The organism is Leisingera sp. ABM4_103 (assembly GCF_056158685.1).
In genome coordinates, this window is sequence record NZ_JBSWTU010000005.1 from 3,602,954 (window position 1) to 3,622,286 (window position 19,333).

Genomic DNA, 19,333 nt, shown 5'->3' on the forward strand with positions numbered 1-19,333 from the left:
AATTTGTGCCGCAAGCAGCACAGCCACTGGTGCAGCAGGGCTAAACGCTTCACCCTTTGTGATGATATCCGCGCCAAACATTCATTTTTATGATGCAAGACCAGCCCCTAGATTGGGTGTGTATCGCAAATAGGAGAACCACCGATGACTGCACTCGACCATTCCCCCGCAGAACCCGCAGGAGTCACACCTTTTCGCGGTATGATTCCGCTTTTGGCTGCCGCTGCTTTGCTCGTACTGCTTGGCCTGATCGCACTTCTGGCACCTGCCCCGCAGCAAGATCCGCTGGACTGGCACGGCAACAGTGCAACCGTTCAGGACAGACGCTAAGGCAGCAGGACCGGGGTTTTGTCGCCAGCGGCAAACCGGCGCAGTACAGCCGGGTATAGTTTGTGCTCCTGCACCAGCACCCGCGCCGCCAGCGTGTCCGGCGTATCGCCCGGCAGAACCGGCACCCGCGCCTGGCCCAGGACCGGGCCGTCGTCCAGGCGCGGCGTCACCTCATGCACGGTGCAGCCATGCTCAGAATCGCCGGCCTCCAGCGCGCGGGCGTGCGTGTGCAAGCCCTTGTATTTCGGCAGCAAAGACGGGTGGATGTTCAGCATCCGGCCTTCGAACTGCGAGACGAACCCGGCGGTCAGAACCCGCATGAACCCGGCCAGGCAGACGATGTTCGCGCCCGCGTCGAAGATGGGTTTCACCAGCTCGGCCTCAAAGGCTTCCCGGTCGCCCTTGAACGGGCGGTGATCCACCACGGCCGTGGACACGCCCGCGGCGGCAGCCTTGGCCAGCCCGCCGGCATCAGCGTTGTTTGACAACACCAGACAGGGCCGCGCCGGGTGATCGCCGGTCATGCTCTCCAGCAGCGACACCATGTTGGAGCCGCCGCCGGAAATCAGGATCGCGACGCGTCTGTGGCTCACAGCAGCTTGCCTGCGTAGCGCATGCCGGCGCCTGCGGTGACGGTGCCCAGGCGGGCGACGGTCTCGCCCTCGGCTTCCAGCACCTTCGCCAGCTCATCGGCGCGGTCCGCGGAGACGGACAGGATCATGCCGATGCCGCAGTTGAAGGTCTTCAGCATCTCCGCTTCGGCAATGCCGCCGGTCTCCGCCATCCACTTGAACACGGGCGGGAGCTCCCAAGCGTTCAGGTCGATGTCGGCCCCCAGATCTTCGGGCAGCACGCGCGGCAGGTTTTCGGTCAGGCCGCCGCCGGTGATGTGGGCCAGCGCATGCACGCCCCCTGCCCGCACCGCCGACAGGCACTGCTTCACATACAAGCGAGTCGGGGTCAGCAGCGCCTCGCCCAGGGAGCCTTCGCCAAACGGGCAATCCGCATCCCAGCCCAGACCCGAGACCTCGACCAGCTTGCGCACCAGGGAATAGCCGTTGGAGTGCACACCGTCCGAAGCCAGCCCCAGCAGCACATCGCCTTCCACCACGCCTTCGGGCAGCGCGGTGCCGCGCTCCATCGCGCCGACGGCAAAGCCTGCAAGGTCAAAATCGCCCTCGGGGTACATGCCCGGCATCTCCGCGGTCTCGCCGCCGATCAGCGCGCAGCCGGAGCGCACGCAGCCCTCGGCGATGCCTTCGATGATGCGTGCGGCCACGTCGGTTTCCAGCTTGCCGGTGGCGAAATAGTCGAGGAAGAACAGCGGCTCAGCCCCTTGGCAGACCAGATCGTTCACACACATCGCCACCAGGTCGATGCCGACGCCATCCACCACACCGGTGTCGATGGCGATCCGCAGCTTAGTGCCGACGCCATCGGTGGCCCCCACCAGGATCGGGTCGTTGTAACCGGCGGCTTTCAGATCAAACAGAGCGCCGAAACCGCCCAGCCCGCTGGCCACGCCGGGGCGGTTGGTGCGCTTGGCGGCCGGCTTGATCCGGTCGACCAGGGCGTTGCCCGCATCAATGTCCACACCTGCGTCTGCATAGGTCAGGCCGTTCTTGCCGCTGGTCATCACTTGGCTCCTTCCAACACGTTGCGGCAGCCTTTAGCGCAAGGCGGAACAGAAGGAAACAAGCGATTGCATCCCGGCACAGAAGGCCGCGGTTGCGGCGCTGCAGTGCAATCGCCGCTTGACCTCCCGCCCGCCATTTTCTAACCACGGGACTATGGCGGGCCTGTAGCTCAACGGTTAGAGCAGAGCGCTCATAACGCTTTGGTTGCAGGTTCGAATCCTGCCGGGCCTACCACATCAGCTGCCACAACAAAGTTTGCGGGATAACGACGCCGCAGCGCCGGCGTGTCCGGTCCAGCGGCAAGACGCCTTGGCAAAGAGGAGAGCCAGCGCCAGCGTGCTACCGGACCAGGCTCACTCTCAGTACCATCCTGCAACGGTTGCGGTGGTGTTTGAGGCTTCCACACCGACAGCAGAAAACACGAATGTCTCCCCGGCCGTCACAGAATAGGTAATGACCGTTCCAGCCTCGTCACGCAGGCTGAGATCCCCGGACGCAAGCACTCGCAGCACCCGTGGCCGGACAGGCAGATCCACCCCGTCCTGCGGGGTAATGGCCAGGTGATGCGTGGCCGGGCTTTCCAGACCGCGGCGATGGCTGGTGAACGGGTCGATCTGAGGCATGAGAGAACTCCAAACTAAGTTTCGCTCCGGGGCAGGTTGGCCCGGGTCCAGAGTGATACCTGCAAAACAACAACATCAGGGAAAGCCGGCGTGCGGTGCGCCGCGGTCTCGCGCAACACCCAGATAGTCAGAGTACTGCCAGGGCGGCCTCAGGATCAGCGGGCGATGACGATATCCGCCTTCAGCCCGCCAAGGTCGGCGCTTTCCCCCAGCCGAAGCGTCCCGCCGTGCGCGCGCGCAGTATCCGCTACGATCGCCAGTCCGAGGCCGACACCGGAACCCCGGTTCTGGTTGCGCGCCGGATCCAGCCGGGTAAAGGGCCGGACCGCATCGCCGCGCTGTCCCGCAGGGATGCCCGGGCCGTCGTCCTCGACCCGGATGCGCAGTGACCGCTCCGTCAGCGCCACCGAAACCCGGGCCTTGGTACCGTAACGCACGGCATTGGATATCAGGTTCTCCACCGCCCGCCGCACCGGCTGGCGCCGCAGCATCACCTCTCCTGCCCCGCTCATCTCGCCCAGCGACACCTGGTTCTCCTGGCGCTGCCAGTCGCTGATAATGGTGCGCACCAGCTCATGCGGGTCCACCGGTTCCGGCTCGCTCACAGCTGCCCCGCGGGAGAAATCCAGGAAAGCGTCCAGCAGAGCGTGCATCTCATCCACGTCACGCAGCATCGGCGCCGCGTCCTCCTCGTCCAGCATCGCCAGTTCCAGCTTCATCCGGGTCAGTGGAGTGCGCAAATCATGACTCACCCCCGACAGCATCAGGGTGCGCTGTTCGATCTGCCGTTCGATCCGCGCCCGCATATCCAAAAACGCACTGCCGGCAGCGCGCACCTCGGTTGCTCCGCCGGGCGAATAAGGCTCCACCCGGCCGCGGCCAAAGGCTTCGGCGGCATTTGCCAGACGCTTGATCGGGCGCAGCTGGTTGCGCATATAAAGAAAAGAGATCAGCATCATGAGGAAGCCGAATAGCATCATGGTGACGATCAACTGATGGGGCGCTGCCGCGGTCAGGCGGCGGCGGTCAAAGCTCAGCTCCACCAGCCCGTGCGCGGTGTTGAAATAGACCAGCACCTTACGATCAGCCGGAAAGCGTGCGGCCAGGAACCCTGGCAAAGTCTTCTCCAGCTCGTCACGGACCACCCGGCCGGAGAATTCGATCAGGCTGAACTGGTCCTCAGGCAGCGGCGCACCGGGCGCCAGGTAGCGGGCTTCCATTTTCAGCGGCTGCAGCAGCGGCGCCATTTTCGTCAGCGCCGTCTCTTGATCCGGCGCCGAATCCGCCACCTGGCGCAAAAGTTCAAACTCGCGCTGTATGGTGGCGGTCATCTGCACCGTCACATCTTCCAGATCGCGCTTGATGAACACGACCGAGACCACGATCTGCAGCGCCACGATCGGCACCACCAGGATCAGGGCCGCCCGGGCATATAGGCTGCGCGGCATATATTGTTTGAGCCAATTGAAGGACATGGGCTAAGCCTATAGGGCGCCAGGAAAAGAGGAAAGCCGATCCTCCGGCGCATCAGTGCAGGAAAACAGCAGCGGGGCAAGACCATGCAGGCATCAGACGATTTCAACCCGCAGCCTGGCCTCGCCGTTGAGCTGGAGCCGGGCCTGCGCCGCATTCTGGCGCCGAACCCCTCTCCGATGACCTACCGCGGCACCAACACCTATCTGATCGGAACCGGCAGCCTGGCGGTGATCGACCCGGGCCCCGAACTCCGCGCAGCATCTGGAGGCGATTCTCGCCGCGGTCCGGCCAGGCCAGCAGATCACCCATATCATCGTGACCCACTGCCATCTGGATCACTCCCCCCTTGCGCGCGGCCTGAGCCAAGCCACCGGCGCGCCGGTTTTTGCCTTCGGGGGCGCGGACGCGGGACGCAGCGAGGTGATGTCCCGGCTGGCAGGCAGCGGGCTGGCCGGCGGCGGCGAAGGCATCGACACGGGGTTTGCGCCGGATATCACCGTTGGCGACGGTGAGGTCATCACCGGCGACGGCTGGGCGCTGGAAGTGATTCACACGCCCGGTCACCTCGGCAACCACATCGCGCTGGCATGGGGGGACGCCTGCTTTACCGCCGATCACGTGATGGGCTGGGCCAGTTCGCTGGTGTCGCCGCCGGATGGCGACCTCACCGATTTCATGGCCTCCTGCCGCCGCTTGCGCCAGTGCAGCTGGCGGGTGTTCCACCCCGGCCACGGCGCCCCGGTAACGGACCCTGCTGGGCGGCTCGACTGGCTGATCGCCCACCGGGAATCGCGCGAGGCCGCGATTCTGCAAGCACTGGCCGAGACCCCTGCCACTGCCCGCACGCTGGCGGAGCAGATCTATACCGAGACACCGCCCGCCCTGCTGAACGCGGCTGAGCGCAACGTGTTTGCCCATCTCGTGGACCTGAGCGGCCGCGGCCTGGCGGCAGCGCAGGGGGCCCTGTCAGCAGCTGCCGTCTTCGAGCGGCGCGGCGGCTGAATTTTTTTCAAAAAATGCCCTGCGCCCTCTGGACGCCCAATACGGGGGGCGCTATACGGCACGAACCGTTCCGGCGTAGCTCAGCGGTAGAGCAGTTGACTGTTAATCAATTGGTCGTAGGTTCGATCCCTACCGCCGGAGCCATTTCCAAAAGCACCTGAAAACAGCCTCTTAGGCTGTGACGCGTCCAGAAGGCGCGGCTTGTGGCCCTTTCTTCCTCCGATCCATACCCACGGCCTTTCCGCCCCGTTTGACCTGCACTTCCGGCATCTGCATTGCCTCCGCTGGCGGTGCTGCCGCAGCCGGTTTCCCGCCTCCGGCCGCCAGGCGCAGCCCGCCAGAAATCAGGCGCAAAAAAATCAGCCCAAAAGCAAAATTTCCTCTGGACGCCACAGGTTGGAACTCTTATACGACGCCTCACATTCCGGCGTAGCTCAGCGGTAGAGCAGTTGACTGTTAATCAATTGGTCGTAGGTTCGATCCCTACCGCCGGAGCCAGATTTCCAGGGGTCAAAGCAGCAATGCTTTGACCCCTTTTGGCTTCCGCATTGGCGCAGCTGCGCCGTATAGGTTTCCGTCGCTGTCCCGCGATACCACAGCAGAGCGGTTGGACCAGTTTCAGGAATGCAGATGCGGTACCAGGATCATTGCAGCACTGGCCCAGGCCTGCTGGAATGGAGCCAGCGGAGGGTTTTCTCCCAGTTCGGTTTTCTCAATGGCCAGCATTGCCGAGCGCAGATCCGACAACCCCAGGACCGCGGCTGAACCTGCCAGCCGGTGTGCTTCCTTGCGCTGGAGATCCTCCATCTCCGCAAACTCCTGGAGAATGTCCTGAAACTGATTCACCTCCTCACAGAAGGACACCAGGAAACTGCGTGCGCGGTCCTGCCCCAAAGCCTCGAAGAACTGGTGAATATCAAACTCGGTTCTGGGGAGCGCCTTGACCCCGTCTCCAGCCCGGCGAGCAATCACATCGGAAAGCTCGGCCTTGTTGACCGGCTTGGTCAGCACCTCGGCAAAGCCGGCCTCCAGAATGCGGGTGTGATCCTCTGCTGCTGCATGGGCGGTCAGCGCCACGATGTCTGTGCCTTCGGCCAGCTGCCCGGCACGGATGCGGCGCAGCGCCTCTATCCCGTCGACCTCGGGCATGCTGATGTCCATCAGAACCAGGTCGAACCTGCCTTCACTGGCGGCTTGCACCGCCTCGGCACCGCCCGGCACTGCGGTGACTTGGTGCCCTTCCTGGCCGAGCATGGTGGCCAGCAGCTCGCGATTGATGTCATTGTCTTCCGCGACCAGCAGCCGGCAACCGCCTTTATGCTGCGGCTTGTCCTGTTCGGTCTGGCGCGGCAGCGCTTTGGCCGCTGGCAGTGCAAGGGAAATCGTGAACAGGCTGCCCTCTCCCGGCTCGCTTTCGCAGGTGACAGTTCCTCCCATCGCCTCCACCAGGCGCTTGGTGATCGACAGCCCCAGCCCGGTGCCCTCGCTGCCCCGGCCATAGCTGGCATCCAGCGTGATGAAATCCTCGAAGATCCGGTCAAGATCCTCCGCTGCGATGCCCTGGCCGGTGTCCGCCACACTGAATTCCACCGTTTCACCGTCCGGCAGGCGCATCACATCGACGCTGACCGCGCCTTCGCTGGTGAATTTCAAGGCGTTGCCGATCAGGTTCAGAAGCACTTGCTGCACGGCGCGGGGGCGGCCGGCGACCACCGGTTTACCGCGCAAGCTGCAATGCAGAGACAAGTCGATTCCCCGGCCCTTGGCACTGGCCTGCTGGCTTTCCACCAAACCGCCGACCAATTCTTCCAGATCAAAGATCCGCAGCTTTTCCGAGTTGGCTCCGGATTCCAGCCGCGACAATTCCAACACGTCGTTGACATGATGCAGCAGCAGTTCACCCGATACCCGCATGGCCTGGAGATAGCGGCGCTGCTCTTGCGTCGGGCCGGTCCCCTCGATCAGGTCGAGGGCCCCCAGCACACCGGTCAGCGGTGTCCGCATCTCGTGGCTCATCACTGTCAGCAAGTTGTGCTTGGCCCGTTCGCCTGCCAATGCGTCGTCACGAGCGCGCCGCAACTCTTCCTCCACCGCAATCCGCTCAGAGATATCCCGCAGGAAACTGACAAACACGATGTCGGTGCCCGATTGGCTGACCGAGACCGAAAGCTCCACCGGGAAGAGTTCGCCGGACTTGCGGCGCGCCTCCAGCTGCAGCCGGCCCTTGCCTACAACCCGCGCTTGGCCGGTTTGCAGTAACCGCCTCATCCCGGCCTCGTGCGCCTCTTGCAAGTGGTCCGGCACAATCAGATTTACCATCGGCTGGCCGACAGCCTCTTCTCTGCTGTAGCCGAACACCGACTCCGCGGCACCGTTGAAAGCCTGAATCCGGCCGTCGGCGCCAACAACCAGGATGGCGTCAAGCGACGAGGCAATCATCGCCTCCATCCGCGCTGCGGCGCGGCTGCGTTCGATCGCCATTTGGCGGCCCTTGCGGTACAATCGCCCAAGCAGCAACGCCGCCAGCGCCAAGGCCAGCACCAGGGCCAGCACAACCCAGCCCAAGCGGGACAGAATGGTGAAGAGTTTCAGCCGTTTGTCCTTGGAATCGTCCACCTGCAGGACAACGCCGAACAGAGCCAGTTCGCGCACGTCAGCGCTGTTATCCTCCAGTTCCTCCGCAAGGTCCGGCAGACCGCGTAAAAGCGCCTGATCGCCGCTGTCCACCACCGACGCCATCCTGTCCAGCCGGTCCTGCATCTGCTGCAGCAGGCCTGTCCCAGCGGGGCTGCGGCGAAGATCTTCGAACAACGGGCTTTCGCGAAAGGTGGAGATCCGGCTGTAGTATATATCGAACTGGCGCCGCAGCCGGGGCAAATCCTCGGGTGCGCTGGCGGTCAGTACCGCAGTCTGCAGCTTGAGATGCTCTATCTCGGCCTGCGACAGGTTCCACTGCATGTTGTCGGTGGCCGCGGTCGACAGGCCGTCCAGTTCCTGCAGCACCTGATGGCCCAGCCGCACCGATTGCGCCGCCAGCGCCGCGGCAATCGCCAGCACCAGAGCCAGCACCCAGCGCGGCACCGATGGAAACCCGTGCAGCATCAGCAGCTTGCCCCCCGCCTGCCGGTCATTGCCGGATTACGATACGGTCCAGCTGCCAGATACTGCGCGAAAATACTTCTTCGGTCCGGTAGTCCGGGTTGCTGTCATAGGGGTATACCAACCAAAGCGGCCCCTTGTTGCGCAGCGACATTTCCGCGCCATTGCGCTCAAAAGCAACAATAGGCCCGCCTTCAACCGCGTCCGACACCGGAATTTCCACCGAATAATCGTTCACCGCATGCGCCACCATCTGGCCGCCGCTGACCCCCATCCGCTCCATCAGAACCGCCAGCGGCACGCCGGTGAACTGCTGCGGGCCGGTGGTCCAGATGGTCTCCGTCTCAAAGGTGACGGGCTCCAGCGCGCGCAGGTCCTCGATTGTGTATTGCGCCGCATAGTCTGACTGGCCGTCCATGCGTACTGACAGCAGCACCTGCGGATCATCACCTGCGGAAACCGCAGCCGCAAAAGCCAAAACCAGCATGGCAGCAAGCGCACCTGCCCGCGATATCATCTCTCTCATCTGCAGCTCTCCTCTTGCCTCAACAGATCTGCCGGAAGCATGCCACATTGGCGCGGCCCCGAAACCGGCACCGGAGGATAGGAACCTGACCTTCCTTAAAGGGTGCCCAGCCTCAAGCGTAGCGCCAGCACCCTAATGTTGGCTTACCGGTCACCGCCCGGCTGGCCTAATATCAATAATATTCCGCCAAGTTCACAGGAGCTGCAGCACAGTCTCCATTTCAGGCGCCCCCGCGTTCCAAGGTTGACAGTTTTGAAACACTTGCGGCTGTAGACTGGGACCGTGAGTTGCAGAACAGGTCCAGGGGCTTCATGCGAATTTTGCTGGCAGACGATCACGACATGGTTCGGGAAACGATCTCCGCCTACCTCCGGTCAGAGGGCGGCGCCGAGGTCGCGCTGGCCACTGATCTGCCCGGTGCAATCGAACAGATCTCCGGCGAGGGTCCGTTCGACCTGGTGCTGCTTGACTACAATATGCCGGGTATGATGGGGCTCGACGGGCTGGCCAGGGCGCTGGCGGCTAACGGCGGCAAGGGCGTGGCCATTCTGTCTGGAAGCGCGCCCGCAAGAACCGCGCAAGAGGCGCTGGGCGCCGGGGCAATCGGCTTCATCCCCAAGACGATGGGGGCGCAATCGCTGCTGAATGCGGTCCGCTTCATGAGCGCCGGCGAAATCTATGTACCGGTCGACCTGATGCGCGAAGAATCCGCGGCAAGCACCCACCCACTGGCCCAGAAGCTCAGCCCGCGGGAGCTGGAGGTGCTGAACGGGCTATGCCGCGGCTTGTCCAACAAGGAAATCGCCCGCGAACTGGACCTGCAGGAAGTGACCATCAAGCTGCATGTGCGCACCCTGTGCCGCAAGCTGGATGCCAAGAACCGCACCCAGGCAGCGCTCACCGCCAAGGAGGCCGGGCTGTTCTGACCCAAGCCATCGCCTGCCGAACCGTATTCAGAGCAAACTGGCCGGCAGAGCCGCGTAGCCCCTGAACCGGATACGTCCGCCGGGCACGCGGCCAGGCAGCAGGCGATACTCCGGGAAACGGCGCAGGAACCGTTCGATTGCGACCTTCCCCTCCAGCCGCGCCAGTGTCAGGCCGACGCAGACATGCGGGCCGCCAGCAAAGGCAAGATGCCGGTTCGGGCTTCGGGAAATGTCGAAAGTTTCAGGGTTTACAAAAACTTCAGGGTCGCGGTTGGCAGCGCCGATCACCAGATGCAGGTTGGTGCCCGCAGGCACGCGGTGTCCGCCGATCTCAACTTCTGCGGTGGTTTCCCGGTTGCCCAACTGGTTAGGGGAGCGGAACCGCAGCATCTCTTCTATCGCGGGTTTGATCAACTCCGGCGCCTCCATCAGCCGCCGCTTCTGCTCCGGATTGTCATGCAGCAGTGCCAGCCCGTTGCCGATCAGGTTGGTGGTGGTCTCATGGCCGGCATTCAGGATAAAAATGCAATTCTGGATAAGTTCGATCTCGCTCAAGGTGCCCTCTGCCCCCTCGCCGCGGATCAGCCGAGTCAGCACATCGGTTTCGATATCGCCAGGGCGGGCCCGGCGCCGGGCAATCAGACCGCTGAGGTAGTCCTTGAACTCCTCCACCGCCCGGTGCCCCGCCGCCAGATGCTCCTCGCTCAGCACAGGCTCCAGCGCGCCGAGGATGGCCAGCGACCAGTCCCTGAGCGGCGCACGCTCCGACATCGGCACATCCAGCAGGTTGCCTATGATCTGGATCGGGATGGAGGCGGCAAAATCCTCAATGAGATCCGCCTGATCCCTTCCGGCCATCTCCTCCAGCAAGTGATCCACCGTGGCAATCAGCCCCGGCTCCATCTTCGCAATCGCCCGCGGGGTCAGGGCCGAGGTCATGATCTTGCGCACCCGTGTGTGCAGAGGCGGATCGGAGAACACCAGCGAGGTGGTGTGATGCTCAAACAGCGGCGAGCCTGCGCCGTACTTGGGGGCAAACACCTTCTTCTTGTCCGAAGAAAACAGCGTGGTATCGCGGTAAATCCGGTCCAGATCGGCATGGCGGCAAATCAGAAGCGACCCGTCCGGCTGCGGCAGCACCGGAGCGTCACGCAGCAAGGCGTCGTAGAAGGGAAACGGATCCTCCGCAAATCCGGCTGGCGGGGCCGCCAGATCAAAACCCTCCACGTTCACAGATGCTTGCTGGCTTTCCTTCATCGCCGTTCTCCCCCGGTTCCGCTTGCCCTGCCCGCAAGGCTTGCGGCGGGAAATGCGACTGTCAATCAGGCGCGTCACCAAGGGACCCAGCGTCAGACAAGTCCTGCGCGGTTAACGAACACCGCGCTTTCCATCGTGACAACGCGGCCCGCACCCGATAGAAACAAACCATGAACACAGCTATTTCCTCCATCCGCAATCTTGGCCCTGCCTACGAGGAAGCCTGCCGCCGCGCTGGAATCGCCTCTGCCGAAGAGCTGCGCGCTATCGGTCCCGATGCAGCCTATGCACGGCTGCTGCAATCCGGCACCCGGCCGCATTTCATCGGCTACTATGTTCTGGTGATGGCTCTGCAGGGACGCCCTTGGAACGACTGCAAGGGCAAGGAAAAGGAGGAGCTGCGCAAGCGCTTTGACGCGATCAAGGCCGACGCCCGGCCGCAGCACAGCTCGAAGCTTCTGGCGGAATTGGACGCCATTGGCGTGCGCGCTGTGCCTGCTGATCTGAAGCCCCTGTAAGCTGCGACGCCCCCATCCGGCCAGCCTCCAAGAGAGGCCACCTGTCTTGCCGCTCCCACCCTTCATGCAACTTTTTCCCGGGTTCAGCCGTTAACCATGCAGGAATGAGTGCAACAGAAGGAGTTCCGGCATGGACCTGATCCGCATCATCTTCGCAGTTCTGCTGCCGCCGCTTGGCGTTTTTCTCCAGGTTGGTCTTGGCAAGCACTTCTGGCTGAACATTCTGCTGACCCTCCTGGGCTACATCCCCGGCATCGTGCACGCGGTCTGGGTCATCGCAAGGACGCCGAGCCATGCCTGATCTGCCGCAACACCACGAACAAAAGCTGCAATCGCTTGAGCGCCTGGCGCAGCGCATGGACCGGGCGTTCCGGATCCCTGGGCTCGGGTTGAGGGTCGGCTGGGACAGCATTGCCGGCCTGGTTCCGGGCATCGGGGACGCTCTGGCGCTGGCGCCCGCCGGCTACATCATCTACTCGGGCTACCAGATGGGCGCCTCCACCGGCACATTGGCCCGGATGGCGGCGAACACCGGCGTCGATGCCTTGATCGGCTCCGTGCCGCTGGTGGGTGACCTGTTCGACGTCGCGTGGAAATCTAACACGCGCAACACTGACCTGCTCCGCCGCCACCTGGAGGACCGCTCATCAAAGGGTGAGCCCCTGCCCAAGCGCCTTGGTCGCCGGGCGTTTTCGAAACTGACCGCACCGCGGGAACTGGGCCGCTCGCTGTCTTACGTGAAGAGCAGGCCCGTGCCGCCGCAGGATCAGCCCGCGATACGGCAGCATCCGCTGAACCGCTACCTCGATCCATGAAAAAAGGGGCTGCAAGCCTGAAGCTGCAGCCCCTTCCGGTGTCAGACGGTGATCCGATAGATCAGCCGACCAGCTCGATGCCGGAGAAGAAGTAAGCGATTTCCACGGCGGCGGTTTCCGGAGCGTCGGAACCGTGCACGGAGTTTTCGCCAACCAATTCAGCGAACTCGGCGCGGATGGTGCCGGCGGCAGCGTCTGCCGGGTTGGTGGCACCCATCACTTCGCGGTTCTTGGCAATGGCGTTTTCGCCTTCCAGGACCTGCACAACCACCGGAGCGGAGGACATGAACTCGCACAGTTCGTCGTAGAACGGACGCTCGGCGTGCACTTCGTAGAACTTGCCTGCCTGCTCCTTGGTCATGTGGATGCGCTTCTGCGCCACGATGCGCAGGCCGGCTTCTTCAAACTTGGCGTTGATCTTGCCGGTCAGGTTGCGACGGGTTGCATCGGGCTTGATGATCGAGAAAGTGCGTTCCAGAGCCATTTGGCATTCTCCTGATTGATGGGCCGCGGGGCGTATCCCCGGGCCGGAAACTCCGCGCGCCGCGTAACATGGCTGGAGGCGCTTGGGAAGACGTTTTCAGACCGCGCGCAGGCGCGCGTGCCTCCGGCGGGGGTATTTTCGGCAAGAGGAAGGCGGCAGGCCGATTGACAGCCTCCGGCACCTGCGCCACACCGCTGATCATGTTACGCATTCAGGACATCACCTATTCGGTCGAAGGCCGCCCGCTGATCGACAGCGCATCCGCCACCATTCCCACCGGCCACAAGGTTGGCCTGGTCGGGCGCAATGGCACCGGCAAGACCACGCTTTTCCGGCTGATCCGGGGCGAACTGGCGCTGGAGGGCGGCAGCATTTCCCTGCCTTCCAAGGCCCGCATCGGCGGTGTCGCGCAGGAGGTGCCCTCCTCCAATGTCTCGCTGACCGACACCGTGCTGGCCGCCGATACCGAGCGTGCAGCCCTGCTGGCCGAAGCTGACAGCGCCACCGACCCTGCGCGGATCGCCGAGATCCAGACCCGGCTGTCGGACATCGACGCCTGGTCGGCTGAAGCGCGCGCTGCCTCGATCTTGAAGGGCCTCGGTTTTGACGACGCGGACCAGAAACGCCCCTGCTCGGACTTCTCCGGCGGCTGGCGGATGCGGGTGGCGCTGGCCGCGGTGCTGTTTGCCCAGCCTGACCTCCTGCTGCTGGACGAGCCGACCAACTACCTCGACCTCGAGGGCGCGCTTTGGCTGGAAAGCTACCTGGCGAAATACCCGCATACGGTGGTGATCGTCAGCCATGACCGCGGCCTCTTGAATCGGGCGGTGGGGGCGATCCTGCACCTGGAGGACAGGAAGCTCACGCTCTACCAAGGCAATTACGATACATTTGCGGAAACCCGCACCGCGCGCCTGGCGGTTGCTGCGGCAGAGGCCAAGAAGCAGGAGGCGCGCCGCGCCCATCTGCAAAGCTTTGTCGACCGCTTCCGCTACAAGGCGTCCAAGGCGGTGCAGGCCCAGTCACGGCTCAAGATGATCGCCAAGATGAAGCCGATCACCACGCCGCAGGAGGCGGCGCTGCGCGCCTTCACTTTCCCGGAGCCGGAGGAAATGTCTCCGCCGATCATCCAAATCGAGGGCGGCATCACCGGCTACGGCGATACCGAAGTGCTGAAACGGCTGAATCTGCGGATCGACCAGGACGACCGCATCGCGCTCTTGGGCAAGAACGGCCAGGGCAAGTCGACCCTGTCGAAACTGCTGGCCGACCGGCTTCCGCTGATGGCGGGCAAGCTGACCCGGTCCTCCAAGCTGCGCATCGGCTATTTCGCCCAGCATCAGGTGGATGAGCTTTACGTCGATGAAACCCCGTTGGACCACCTGCGCCGCCTGCGCCCGGATGAGGCGCCCGCAAAGTGGCGTGCGCGGCTGGCAGGGTTCGGCCTTGGCGCTGCGCAGGCGGAAACCGAGGTCGGGCGGCTGTCCGGCGGCCAGAAGGCGCGGCTCAGCCTGCTTATCGCCACTATCGACGCGCCGCATATGCTGATCCTCGACGAGCCGACCAACCACCTGGACATCGAAAGCCGCGAGGCGCTGGTGGAGGCGCTGACGGCCTATTCCGGCGCGGTCATCCTGGTCAGCCACGATATGCACCTGCTGAGCCTCGTGGCGGACCGGCTGTGGCTGGTCTCGGAGGGCACCGTGAAACCCTATGATGGCGACCTGGAAAGCTACCGCACGCTGCTGCTGGCGCGGGAGAAGCCGGCAGCAAAGACCGATACGTCAAAGCCCGCCAAGCCCAAACGCGCCCCCCGCGATGTGCTGATCGCACTGCGCGCAGACGTTCGAAAGTCCGAGGCGCGGGTGGAAAAGCTCAGCGAAATGCGTGAAAAGCTTGACGAAAAGCTTGCCGACCCTAGCCTGTACGAACCGGGAAAAGCGTCGGATATGGCGGTCTGGCAGAAAAAGCACGCTGAATGCATCGAGGCGCTGGAGCGGGCTGAGGGCCTGTGGATGGACGCACTGGAGAAACTGGAGCAGGCCGAGGCGCAATGATCGACACCGCATTCCTGATCACTTCATTCGTCACCCTGTTCGTCATCGTCGACCCGATCGGCCTGACCCCGGTATTCCTGGCCCTGACCCAGGGCATGTCCACGTCGCAGCGGCGCACCATTGCGATCCGTGCCACGATCGTCGCAGCGATCCTGCTGGCGCTGTTTGCCGCGCTGGGAGAAGCGGTGCTGGGTTTCATCGGCATTTCCATGCCCGCTTTCCGCATTGCCGGCGGCGTGCTGTTGTTCCTGACGGCGCTGGACATGCTGTTCGAACGCCGCAACAAACGCCGCGAGGACCGCAGCGAAGAGGATGACTTCGACGACCCGTCGGTCTTTCCGCTGGCGATCCCGCTGATGGCCGGACCCGGCTCGATCGCCACGGTGATCCTTCTGACCGGCCAGCAGCCCGGCTTCACCGGCTTTGCGATGGTCATGGGCACGGTGCTGGCGGTGCTGGCGATCCTTCTGGTGATGTGCCTGTTTTCCGGCCTGTTCGAACGGCTGCTGGGTAAGACCGGCATCACGGTCGTCACCCGTCTGCTGGGAATGCTGCTGGCGGCGCTTTCGGTTCAGTTCGTGCTCGATGGGCTGCGCGCCTTCGGCTTTGCCGCCTAGCATACCGCCCTGGACCGCCTACATTCTGTTCAGGAGGTGCGCACATGGGCGACTATGAAATCGGGCGGTTCATCTATCTGGCGATCCTGTTGGTGGCAGTGGGATCCTGGGTTTTCGTGCAGAACCGCCAAAGCCTTGGCAAGACGCTGCAGATGTTTGCCGTCTGGGGCTTCATTTTCCTTGGCGTGATCGCCTCTTACGGGCTGTGGCATGACATCCGCCAGACTGTGCGCCCCCAGCAGAACGTTGCGGTGGATGCCGGCCGTGTCGAGGTGCCACGCGCACCGGACGGGCACTATTACCTGACCCTGGATGTGAACGGCGCTGCCATCGAGTTTCTGGTGGACACTGGCGCCAGCCAGGTCGTTCTGAATGAACGAGACGCCCGGCGCGCTGGAATCGATACCGAAAACCTCGCCTATCTCGGCCGGGCGCAAACAGCAAATGGCGAGGTGCGGACCGCCTCAGTCTGGATTGATGAAATGTCCCTGGGGGGCATTACCGACACCGGCGTGCGGGTTTGGGTCAACCAGGGGGCGCTGGATCAATCGCTGCTTGGAATGGGCTATCTCCAGCGCTGGTCCAGCATCGAGATCCGCAACGGCGCCCTGGTCCTGACGCGGTAGCCGCAGCAGACAGTCCAGCCCCGCAATTCGGGTTATTGAGCCGGATCAAGGAATTCCGGCTGCTTAGCTTCTAAGCTGGAGGGGAACTTCGGCACCAGAAAGGAGCAAGATATCCCCGTGACAGAAGAAGAACTGGAACAACTGAGAAATAGTTACAGCAAGCTGAAAGACGAGGCCGTCAGGGACCCCGCGTTCTTCTACGACGCATTGTTCCGTCACGCGCCTGAGCTGCGGCAGCTCTTTCGGGAAGACCTCGAAGGCCAAGGCATGAAATTCATGACAACGCTGGGCGTCATTCTTGCCAAGCTTGACGATAAATCAGCGGTCGATCCGCATTTCCAGGAGCTCGGCAAAAGGCATGCAAGCCTGGGGGTTCATGTCTCACACTTTGCACCGATGGAGGAAGCACTGGTGGATTCCCTGCGCAACGCGCTGGAAGAGGACTTCACTCCGGAACTCGAAACCCTGTGGCGAAAAGCCTTTGAGAAAATTTCCGGCCGCATGATCCAGCGCGGCGGCATTCAGAACAGCTGACAGCAGTCCGCCCCTTGCCTCATCCGGCGTCAGGATCCGCCGAAATGAAGCCGAGGATAGGATAAACCCGCCCGAAAGCGCCTGGGTTGCTTTCCAGCCGCACGGCGGACCAGTCATTGGCCGCCGACACATCAATGACTGCCATTCCCAGCGAGACTTTGTTGCGGTGCCAATTCGCGTGGTTGACCTCGATCCTGCGGGAATCTTCGACCTTGGACACCACCGCGACATGGCCCAGCGGGTTGGAGCGGGTTGCCTGAAAGGCCATCACTGCACCGGTCTGCGGTTGCTTTCCGCGGCTGAATTGACCCTTGGCCTGTGACCACCAGGTCTTGGCATTGCCGTAAATCTCGATGCCGCTGGCGTTGCGCGCAAATGGAACGCACCAGACACGCTTGCCCTTGGACCGCAGGGACTTCACTTCCTGAACCGCAAAATCCAGGCGCTCGACATCAACTTCTGTCCGGCTTACGGCCCCGCCCTGAGGGCCACCGCAATTTGCCAGCACAAGCAGCGCCGCCCCAACAACAGGCAGCAGCCGCGGCCGCAGAAACACACGCTTGAAAGTCATCTGTCCCCCCAGTGTTCTGGTACTATTGACCGGGAGGATTACTGTGCCACCCGCGATCACGCGAGTATTTCCTGCACAAATGAAATAAAACTAAACAAAACTGGCGGAATCCCGCCGATCACTTGGGCGGGGCGGCCTATTTTTCGGCCTTCTTTTCCCAGCGCCCGCTTTCTTCGGACCAGTACTGGGCGGAGCAACCGGCGTCCGTCAGGCTTTTCCATTGGGTGCGGGCATGCTGGACGGCCTCCGGGTCGGTGCCGTCGAAAAGGATGCAGACGCGGCTCAGCGCCTGCACTTCTTCGGCGCTGACGGCGGCTCCATCCACCGCCATCACGCAATCAGGGGCGTTGGCCGCCTCCGGTCCCGCGGTCAGCAGAACCGGCTGCAACGCATCATGGGGGCCGCCCGCCAGGCCATGGGCCAGAAAGCTCTCCTCTGGCCCCAGCCACAGACGGTCATCCAGCCAGGCCATGCGCTCGGGATCGCGCCCGCGCACCGCAATGCGCCAGCCCGCCCCGCGCGCCTTTTCCAGGAGGACCGGAAGGGTCTCTTCCAGCGGCCTGCGGGTCAGATGATAGAAATAGGCAGCCCCCATCTGTGTTTATTCCGCCTCGAACTTATCCGCGACCAGCCGGTTCAGAGCCATCACGCCCCAGCCTGTCGCCCCTTTGGGCGCATAAGACGTGTCCGATTTGACCGAGGCCACGCCCGCAATGTCCAGATGGATCCACGGCATATCGTCCTTGATGAACCGCTGCAGGAACTGCGCCGCGGTAATCGACCCTGCGGGCCGTCCGCCCACGTTCTTCATGTCAGCGATACGCGACTTCAGCTGGTCGTCATAGGCCTTGCCCAAGGGCATCCGCCAGGCGCCCTCATCCTCAGCGCTGGCGGCCTTCAAGAAGGCACTGCACAGATCATCGTCATTGGAAAACACACCGGCATTCTCATGCCCCAGGCCGATGATGATGGCGCCGGTCAGCGTCGCGAGATCAATCACTCCCGCCGGTTTGAACTGTTCCTGCGCGTACCAAAGCACATCGCACAGCACCAAACGGCCTTCGGCGTCGGTGTTGATGATCTCCACCGTGTCGCCCTTCATAGACTTCACCACGTCGCCCGGACGGGTGGCATTGCCCGACGGCATGTTTTCCACCAAGCCCACCAGACCGACAACATTGGCCTTGGCCTTGCGCAGGGCCAGCGCTTTCATGGTGCCGGTCACCACGCCTGCGCCGCCCATGTCCATGGTCATCTCTTCCATGCCGCCGGCGGGCTTCAGGGAGATGCCGCCGGTGTCGAACACCACGCCCTTGCCGACCAGCGCCAGCGGTGCTGCGTCCTTGGCGCCGCCTTTCCACTGCATCACCGCCACCTTGGAGGGGCTGTCAGAGCCTTGCCCGACGCTCAAGAGCGTGCGCATGCCCAGTTTTTCCAGGTCCGCCTCTTCCAGAATCTCGACCTCCAGGCCGATCTCTTTCATCTCCTCGATACGGCGGGCGAACTCCGTAGTGGTCAGCACATTGGCCGGTTCATTGATCAGATCGCGGGTCATGTGCACGCCCTCGGCGACCGCCAGAAGCGGTGCAGAAGCGGCTTCCACATCCGCCGGCGCCTTGCAGGCAATCACCACCTCGCCTTCAGGCTTGTCGTCTTTCGGCGACTTGTGGTTGTCAAACTCATAGCCCCGCAGCGCGATCCCCTGGGTCAGGTCGGCAGCCTTGTTCATGCCGCCGGCCATTACCGTCAGACGCTTGCCTGCGGCTCCCTTGGCCAGATTGGCGCCTGCCTTGCGCGCCTCCACCGGCGTCAGCTTGCGCGGCAGCACCAGCACGTCCAGCGCTTCCGCCTGCATCCCCGCAGGCCAGCTCACAGAGATCACGTCGCCGTTCTTGGCCTTCTTGAACCCCTCGGACTCGATCAGCCGGGCAATGGCGCCTTTGCTCAGCCGGTTGGCGCTACGCGCCGCCTGATCCATGCTGCCCTCAGGCGTGACCATCACCGCCACACGGCCGGTCATCTCTGCCAGCGCCTTGGGATCGTATTCGGCAAAACGGATCGGGGTAAGACTGCTCATTTTTCGCGAACTCCTGCTGGTATAATCTGATTGTTGGCTCAAGAGGTATCCTGCGCAGCGGCGCTTGGCCAGACCCGGCCGTTCGGTCCGCTGGTCCGCAATCCGCCGCCGATCCTGACGCCCGGCGAGAATGCAGTTTTCCCCGCCACGCAAATCCA

Annotated in this window: 20 protein-coding genes, 3 tRNA genes and 1 pseudogene; 13 read left to right on the forward strand and 11 right to left on the reverse strand. The window is 63.3% G+C overall.

Annotated elements, in window-relative coordinates; genetic code table 11:
* Nucleotides 1–144 precede the first annotated feature (144 nt).
* Entirely contained in the window at nt 145–330 is a 186-nt protein-coding gene (locus ACXAED_RS19445) for a hypothetical protein (protein ID WP_475052540.1), read from the forward strand.
* Here the strand turns inward: ACXAED_RS19445 and purN are convergent.
* Nucleotides 327–923 carry a phosphoribosylglycinamide formyltransferase gene (purN, locus tag ACXAED_RS19450; RefSeq protein WP_475052542.1) on the reverse strand — a complete coding sequence of 199 codons (597 nt, stop codon included), beginning with the start codon at nt 921–923 and terminating at the stop codon, nt 327–329. The genes ACXAED_RS19445 and purN overlap by 4 nt on opposite strands.
* Nucleotides 920–1,966, reverse strand: a complete 1,047-nt coding sequence (gene purM / locus ACXAED_RS19455) for a phosphoribosylformylglycinamidine cyclo-ligase (protein WP_475052545.1) — start codon at nt 1,964–1,966, stop codon at nt 920–922. The genes purN and purM overlap by 4 nt, the downstream gene beginning before the upstream one ends.
* A gap of 159 nt (nt 1,967–2,125) precedes the next feature.
* On the opposite strand from purM, the gene ACXAED_RS19460 reads away from it, so the two are divergent.
* Nucleotides 2,126–2,201 (forward strand) — tRNA-Ile (locus tag ACXAED_RS19460).
* Nucleotides 2,202–2,326: 125 nt separating this feature from the next.
* Here the strand turns inward: ACXAED_RS19460 and ACXAED_RS19465 are convergent.
* Together ACXAED_RS19465 and ACXAED_RS19470 are read right to left on the reverse strand one after the other, a co-directional pair.
* A complete protein-coding gene (locus ACXAED_RS19465) occupies nt 2,327–2,590 on the reverse strand; it encodes a spike base protein, RCAP_Rcc01079 family (RefSeq protein ID WP_475052547.1) in 264 nt (87 codons plus the stop codon).
* A gap of 155 nt (nt 2,591–2,745) precedes the next feature.
* On the reverse strand, nt 2,746–4,065 hold the full coding sequence (locus ACXAED_RS19470) for an ATP-binding protein (protein WP_475052549.1): 1,320 nt from the start codon (nt 4,063–4,065) through the stop codon (nt 2,746–2,748).
* 84 nt (nt 4,066–4,149) lie between these two features.
* On the opposite strand from ACXAED_RS19470, the pseudogene ACXAED_RS19475 reads away from it, so the two are divergent.
* The 3 genes and pseudogenes from ACXAED_RS19475 to ACXAED_RS19485 all read left to right on the forward strand — a co-directional run bounded on the left by ACXAED_RS19475 (nt 4,150) and on the right by ACXAED_RS19485 (nt 5,566).
* Nucleotides 4,150–5,068 (forward strand): annotated as a pseudogene (locus ACXAED_RS19475) (MBL fold metallo-hydrolase).
* Between the two features lie 69 nt (nt 5,069–5,137).
* Nucleotides 5,138–5,212 (forward strand) — tRNA-Asn (locus ACXAED_RS19480).
* Between the two features lie 279 nt (nt 5,213–5,491).
* Nucleotides 5,492–5,566 (forward strand) — tRNA-Asn (locus ACXAED_RS19485).
* A gap of 120 nt (nt 5,567–5,686) precedes the next feature.
* Here the strand turns inward: ACXAED_RS19485 and ACXAED_RS19490 are convergent.
* Together ACXAED_RS19490 and ACXAED_RS19495 are read right to left on the reverse strand one after the other, a co-directional pair.
* Nucleotides 5,687–8,170: an ATP-binding protein gene (locus tag ACXAED_RS19490; RefSeq protein ID WP_475052552.1), complete on the reverse strand. Its 2,484-nt coding sequence runs from the start codon at nt 8,168–8,170 to the stop codon at nt 5,687–5,689.
* 25 nt (nt 8,171–8,195) lie between these two features.
* Nucleotides 8,196–8,684, reverse strand: coding sequence for a putative pterin-binding protein (locus ACXAED_RS19495; protein ID WP_475053154.1), 489 nt, complete (start codon nt 8,682–8,684; stop codon nt 8,196–8,198).
* A gap of 320 nt (nt 8,685–9,004) precedes the next feature.
* On the opposite strand from ACXAED_RS19495, the gene ACXAED_RS19500 reads away from it, so the two are divergent.
* On the forward strand, nt 9,005–9,619 hold the full coding sequence (locus ACXAED_RS19500) for a response regulator (protein ID WP_475052554.1): 615 nt from the start codon (nt 9,005–9,007) through the stop codon (nt 9,617–9,619).
* A 27-nt stretch (nt 9,620–9,646) separates the two neighbouring features.
* On the opposite strand, the gene ACXAED_RS19505 is transcribed toward ACXAED_RS19500, so the two are convergent.
* Entirely contained in the window at nt 9,647–10,876 is a 1,230-nt protein-coding gene (locus ACXAED_RS19505) for a cytochrome P450 (RefSeq protein WP_475052555.1), read from the reverse strand.
* Between the two features lie 170 nt (nt 10,877–11,046).
* Here ACXAED_RS19505 and ACXAED_RS19510 point away from each other — a divergent pair, with 170 nt between their 5' ends.
* The 3 genes from ACXAED_RS19510 (at nt 11,047) to ACXAED_RS19520 (ending at nt 12,209) form a co-directional block, all read left to right on the forward strand.
* Nucleotides 11,047–11,394, forward strand: a complete 348-nt coding sequence (locus ACXAED_RS19510) for a TfoX/Sxy family DNA transformation protein (protein WP_475052557.1) — start codon at nt 11,047–11,049, stop codon at nt 11,392–11,394.
* 130 nt (nt 11,395–11,524) lie between these two features.
* Nucleotides 11,525–11,695, forward strand: a complete 171-nt coding sequence (locus ACXAED_RS19515) for a YqaE/Pmp3 family membrane protein (RefSeq protein WP_008553983.1) — start codon at nt 11,525–11,527, stop codon at nt 11,693–11,695.
* Entirely contained in the window at nt 11,688–12,209 is a 522-nt protein-coding gene (locus ACXAED_RS19520) for a DUF4112 domain-containing protein (RefSeq protein ID WP_475052559.1), read from the forward strand. Before ACXAED_RS19515 ends, ACXAED_RS19520 begins: the two co-directional genes overlap by 8 nt.
* Nucleotides 12,210–12,270: 61 nt before the next feature.
* Here the strand turns inward: ACXAED_RS19520 and ndk are convergent, their stop codons facing one another.
* Entirely contained in the window at nt 12,271–12,693 is a 423-nt protein-coding gene (gene ndk, locus ACXAED_RS19525) for a nucleoside-diphosphate kinase (protein WP_475052560.1), read from the reverse strand.
* Nucleotides 12,694–12,893: 200 nt separating this feature from the next.
* On the opposite strand from ndk, the gene ACXAED_RS19530 reads away from it, so the two are divergent.
* From ACXAED_RS19530 to ACXAED_RS19545, 4 genes are all read left to right on the forward strand, one after another.
* On the forward strand, nt 12,894–14,750 hold the full coding sequence (locus ACXAED_RS19530; RefSeq protein ID WP_475053156.1) for an ABC-F family ATP-binding cassette domain-containing protein: 1,857 nt from the start codon (nt 12,894–12,896) through the stop codon (nt 14,748–14,750).
* Nucleotides 14,747–15,367 (forward strand): MarC family protein, encoded by a 621-nt coding sequence (locus tag ACXAED_RS19535; protein WP_475052561.1) that lies wholly within the window; start codon nt 14,747–14,749, stop codon nt 15,365–15,367. Before ACXAED_RS19530 ends, ACXAED_RS19535 begins: the two co-directional genes overlap by 4 nt.
* Nucleotides 15,368–15,411: 44 nt before the next feature.
* Complete coding sequence (locus ACXAED_RS19540; RefSeq protein WP_475052562.1) at nt 15,412–15,993, forward strand: retropepsin-like aspartic protease family protein; 582 nt, start codon at nt 15,412–15,414, stop codon at nt 15,991–15,993.
* 117 nt (nt 15,994–16,110) lie between these two features.
* Entirely contained in the window at nt 16,111–16,527 is a 417-nt protein-coding gene (locus tag ACXAED_RS19545) for a globin domain-containing protein (protein WP_475052564.1), read from the forward strand.
* A gap of 19 nt (nt 16,528–16,546) precedes the next feature.
* On the opposite strand, the gene ACXAED_RS19550 is transcribed toward ACXAED_RS19545, so the two are convergent.
* From ACXAED_RS19550 to ACXAED_RS19560, 3 genes are all read right to left on the reverse strand, one after another.
* Nucleotides 16,547–17,098 (reverse strand): CHAP domain-containing protein, encoded by a 552-nt coding sequence (locus ACXAED_RS19550; RefSeq protein WP_475052566.1) that lies wholly within the window; start codon nt 17,096–17,098, stop codon nt 16,547–16,549.
* Nucleotides 17,099–17,234: 136 nt separating this feature from the next.
* A complete protein-coding gene (locus ACXAED_RS19555; RefSeq protein WP_475052567.1) occupies nt 17,235–17,693 on the reverse strand; it encodes a DNA polymerase III subunit chi in 459 nt (152 codons plus the stop codon).
* A gap of 6 nt (nt 17,694–17,699) precedes the next feature.
* Nucleotides 17,700–19,175: a leucyl aminopeptidase gene (locus ACXAED_RS19560; RefSeq protein ID WP_475052569.1), complete on the reverse strand. Its 1,476-nt coding sequence runs from the start codon at nt 19,173–19,175 to the stop codon at nt 17,700–17,702.
* Between the last annotated feature and the right edge of the window lie 158 nt (nt 19,176–19,333).

Coding starts and splice junctions, on each gene's coding strand:
- ACXAED_RS19540 (WP_475052562.1), top strand. CDS start 15,412: ATGGGCGACTATGAAATCGGGCGGTTCATCTATCTGGCGATCCTGTTG.
- ACXAED_RS19470 (WP_475052549.1), bottom strand. CDS start 4,065: ATGTCCTTCAATTGGCTCAAACAATATATGCCGCGCAGCCTATATGCC.
- ACXAED_RS19510 (WP_475052557.1), top strand. CDS start 11,047: ATGAACACAGCTATTTCCTCCATCCGCAATCTTGGCCCTGCCTACGAG.
- ACXAED_RS19535 (WP_475052561.1), top strand. CDS start 14,747: ATGATCGACACCGCATTCCTGATCACTTCATTCGTCACCCTGTTCGTC.
- ACXAED_RS19490 (WP_475052552.1), bottom strand. CDS start 8,170: ATGCTGCACGGGTTTCCATCGGTGCCGCGCTGGGTGCTGGCTCTGGTG.
- ndk (WP_475052560.1), bottom strand. CDS start 12,693: ATGGCTCTGGAACGCACTTTCTCGATCATCAAGCCCGATGCAACCCGT.
- ACXAED_RS19550 (WP_475052566.1), bottom strand. CDS start 17,098: ATGACTTTCAAGCGTGTGTTTCTGCGGCCGCGGCTGCTGCCTGTTGTT.
- ACXAED_RS19465 (WP_475052547.1), bottom strand. CDS start 2,590: ATGCCTCAGATCGACCCGTTCACCAGCCATCGCCGCGGTCTGGAAAGC.
- ACXAED_RS19500 (WP_475052554.1), top strand. CDS start 9,005: ATGCGAATTTTGCTGGCAGACGATCACGACATGGTTCGGGAAACGATC.
- ACXAED_RS19555 (WP_475052567.1), bottom strand. CDS start 17,693: ATGGGGGCTGCCTATTTCTATCATCTGACCCGCAGGCCGCTGGAAGAG.
- ACXAED_RS19530 (WP_475053156.1), top strand. CDS start 12,894: ATGTTACGCATTCAGGACATCACCTATTCGGTCGAAGGCCGCCCGCTG.
- ACXAED_RS19445 (WP_475052540.1), top strand. CDS start 145: ATGACTGCACTCGACCATTCCCCCGCAGAACCCGCAGGAGTCACACCT.
- ACXAED_RS19515 (WP_008553983.1), top strand. CDS start 11,525: ATGGACCTGATCCGCATCATCTTCGCAGTTCTGCTGCCGCCGCTTGGC.
- ACXAED_RS19495 (WP_475053154.1), bottom strand. CDS start 8,684: ATGATATCGCGGGCAGGTGCGCTTGCTGCCATGCTGGTTTTGGCTTTT.
- ACXAED_RS19560 (WP_475052569.1), bottom strand. CDS start 19,175: ATGAGCAGTCTTACCCCGATCCGTTTTGCCGAATACGATCCCAAGGCG.
- ACXAED_RS19520 (WP_475052559.1), top strand. CDS start 11,688: ATGCCTGATCTGCCGCAACACCACGAACAAAAGCTGCAATCGCTTGAG.
- purM (WP_475052545.1), bottom strand. CDS start 1,966: ATGACCAGCGGCAAGAACGGCCTGACCTATGCAGACGCAGGTGTGGAC.
- ACXAED_RS19505 (WP_475052555.1), bottom strand. CDS start 10,876: ATGAAGGAAAGCCAGCAAGCATCTGTGAACGTGGAGGGTTTTGATCTG.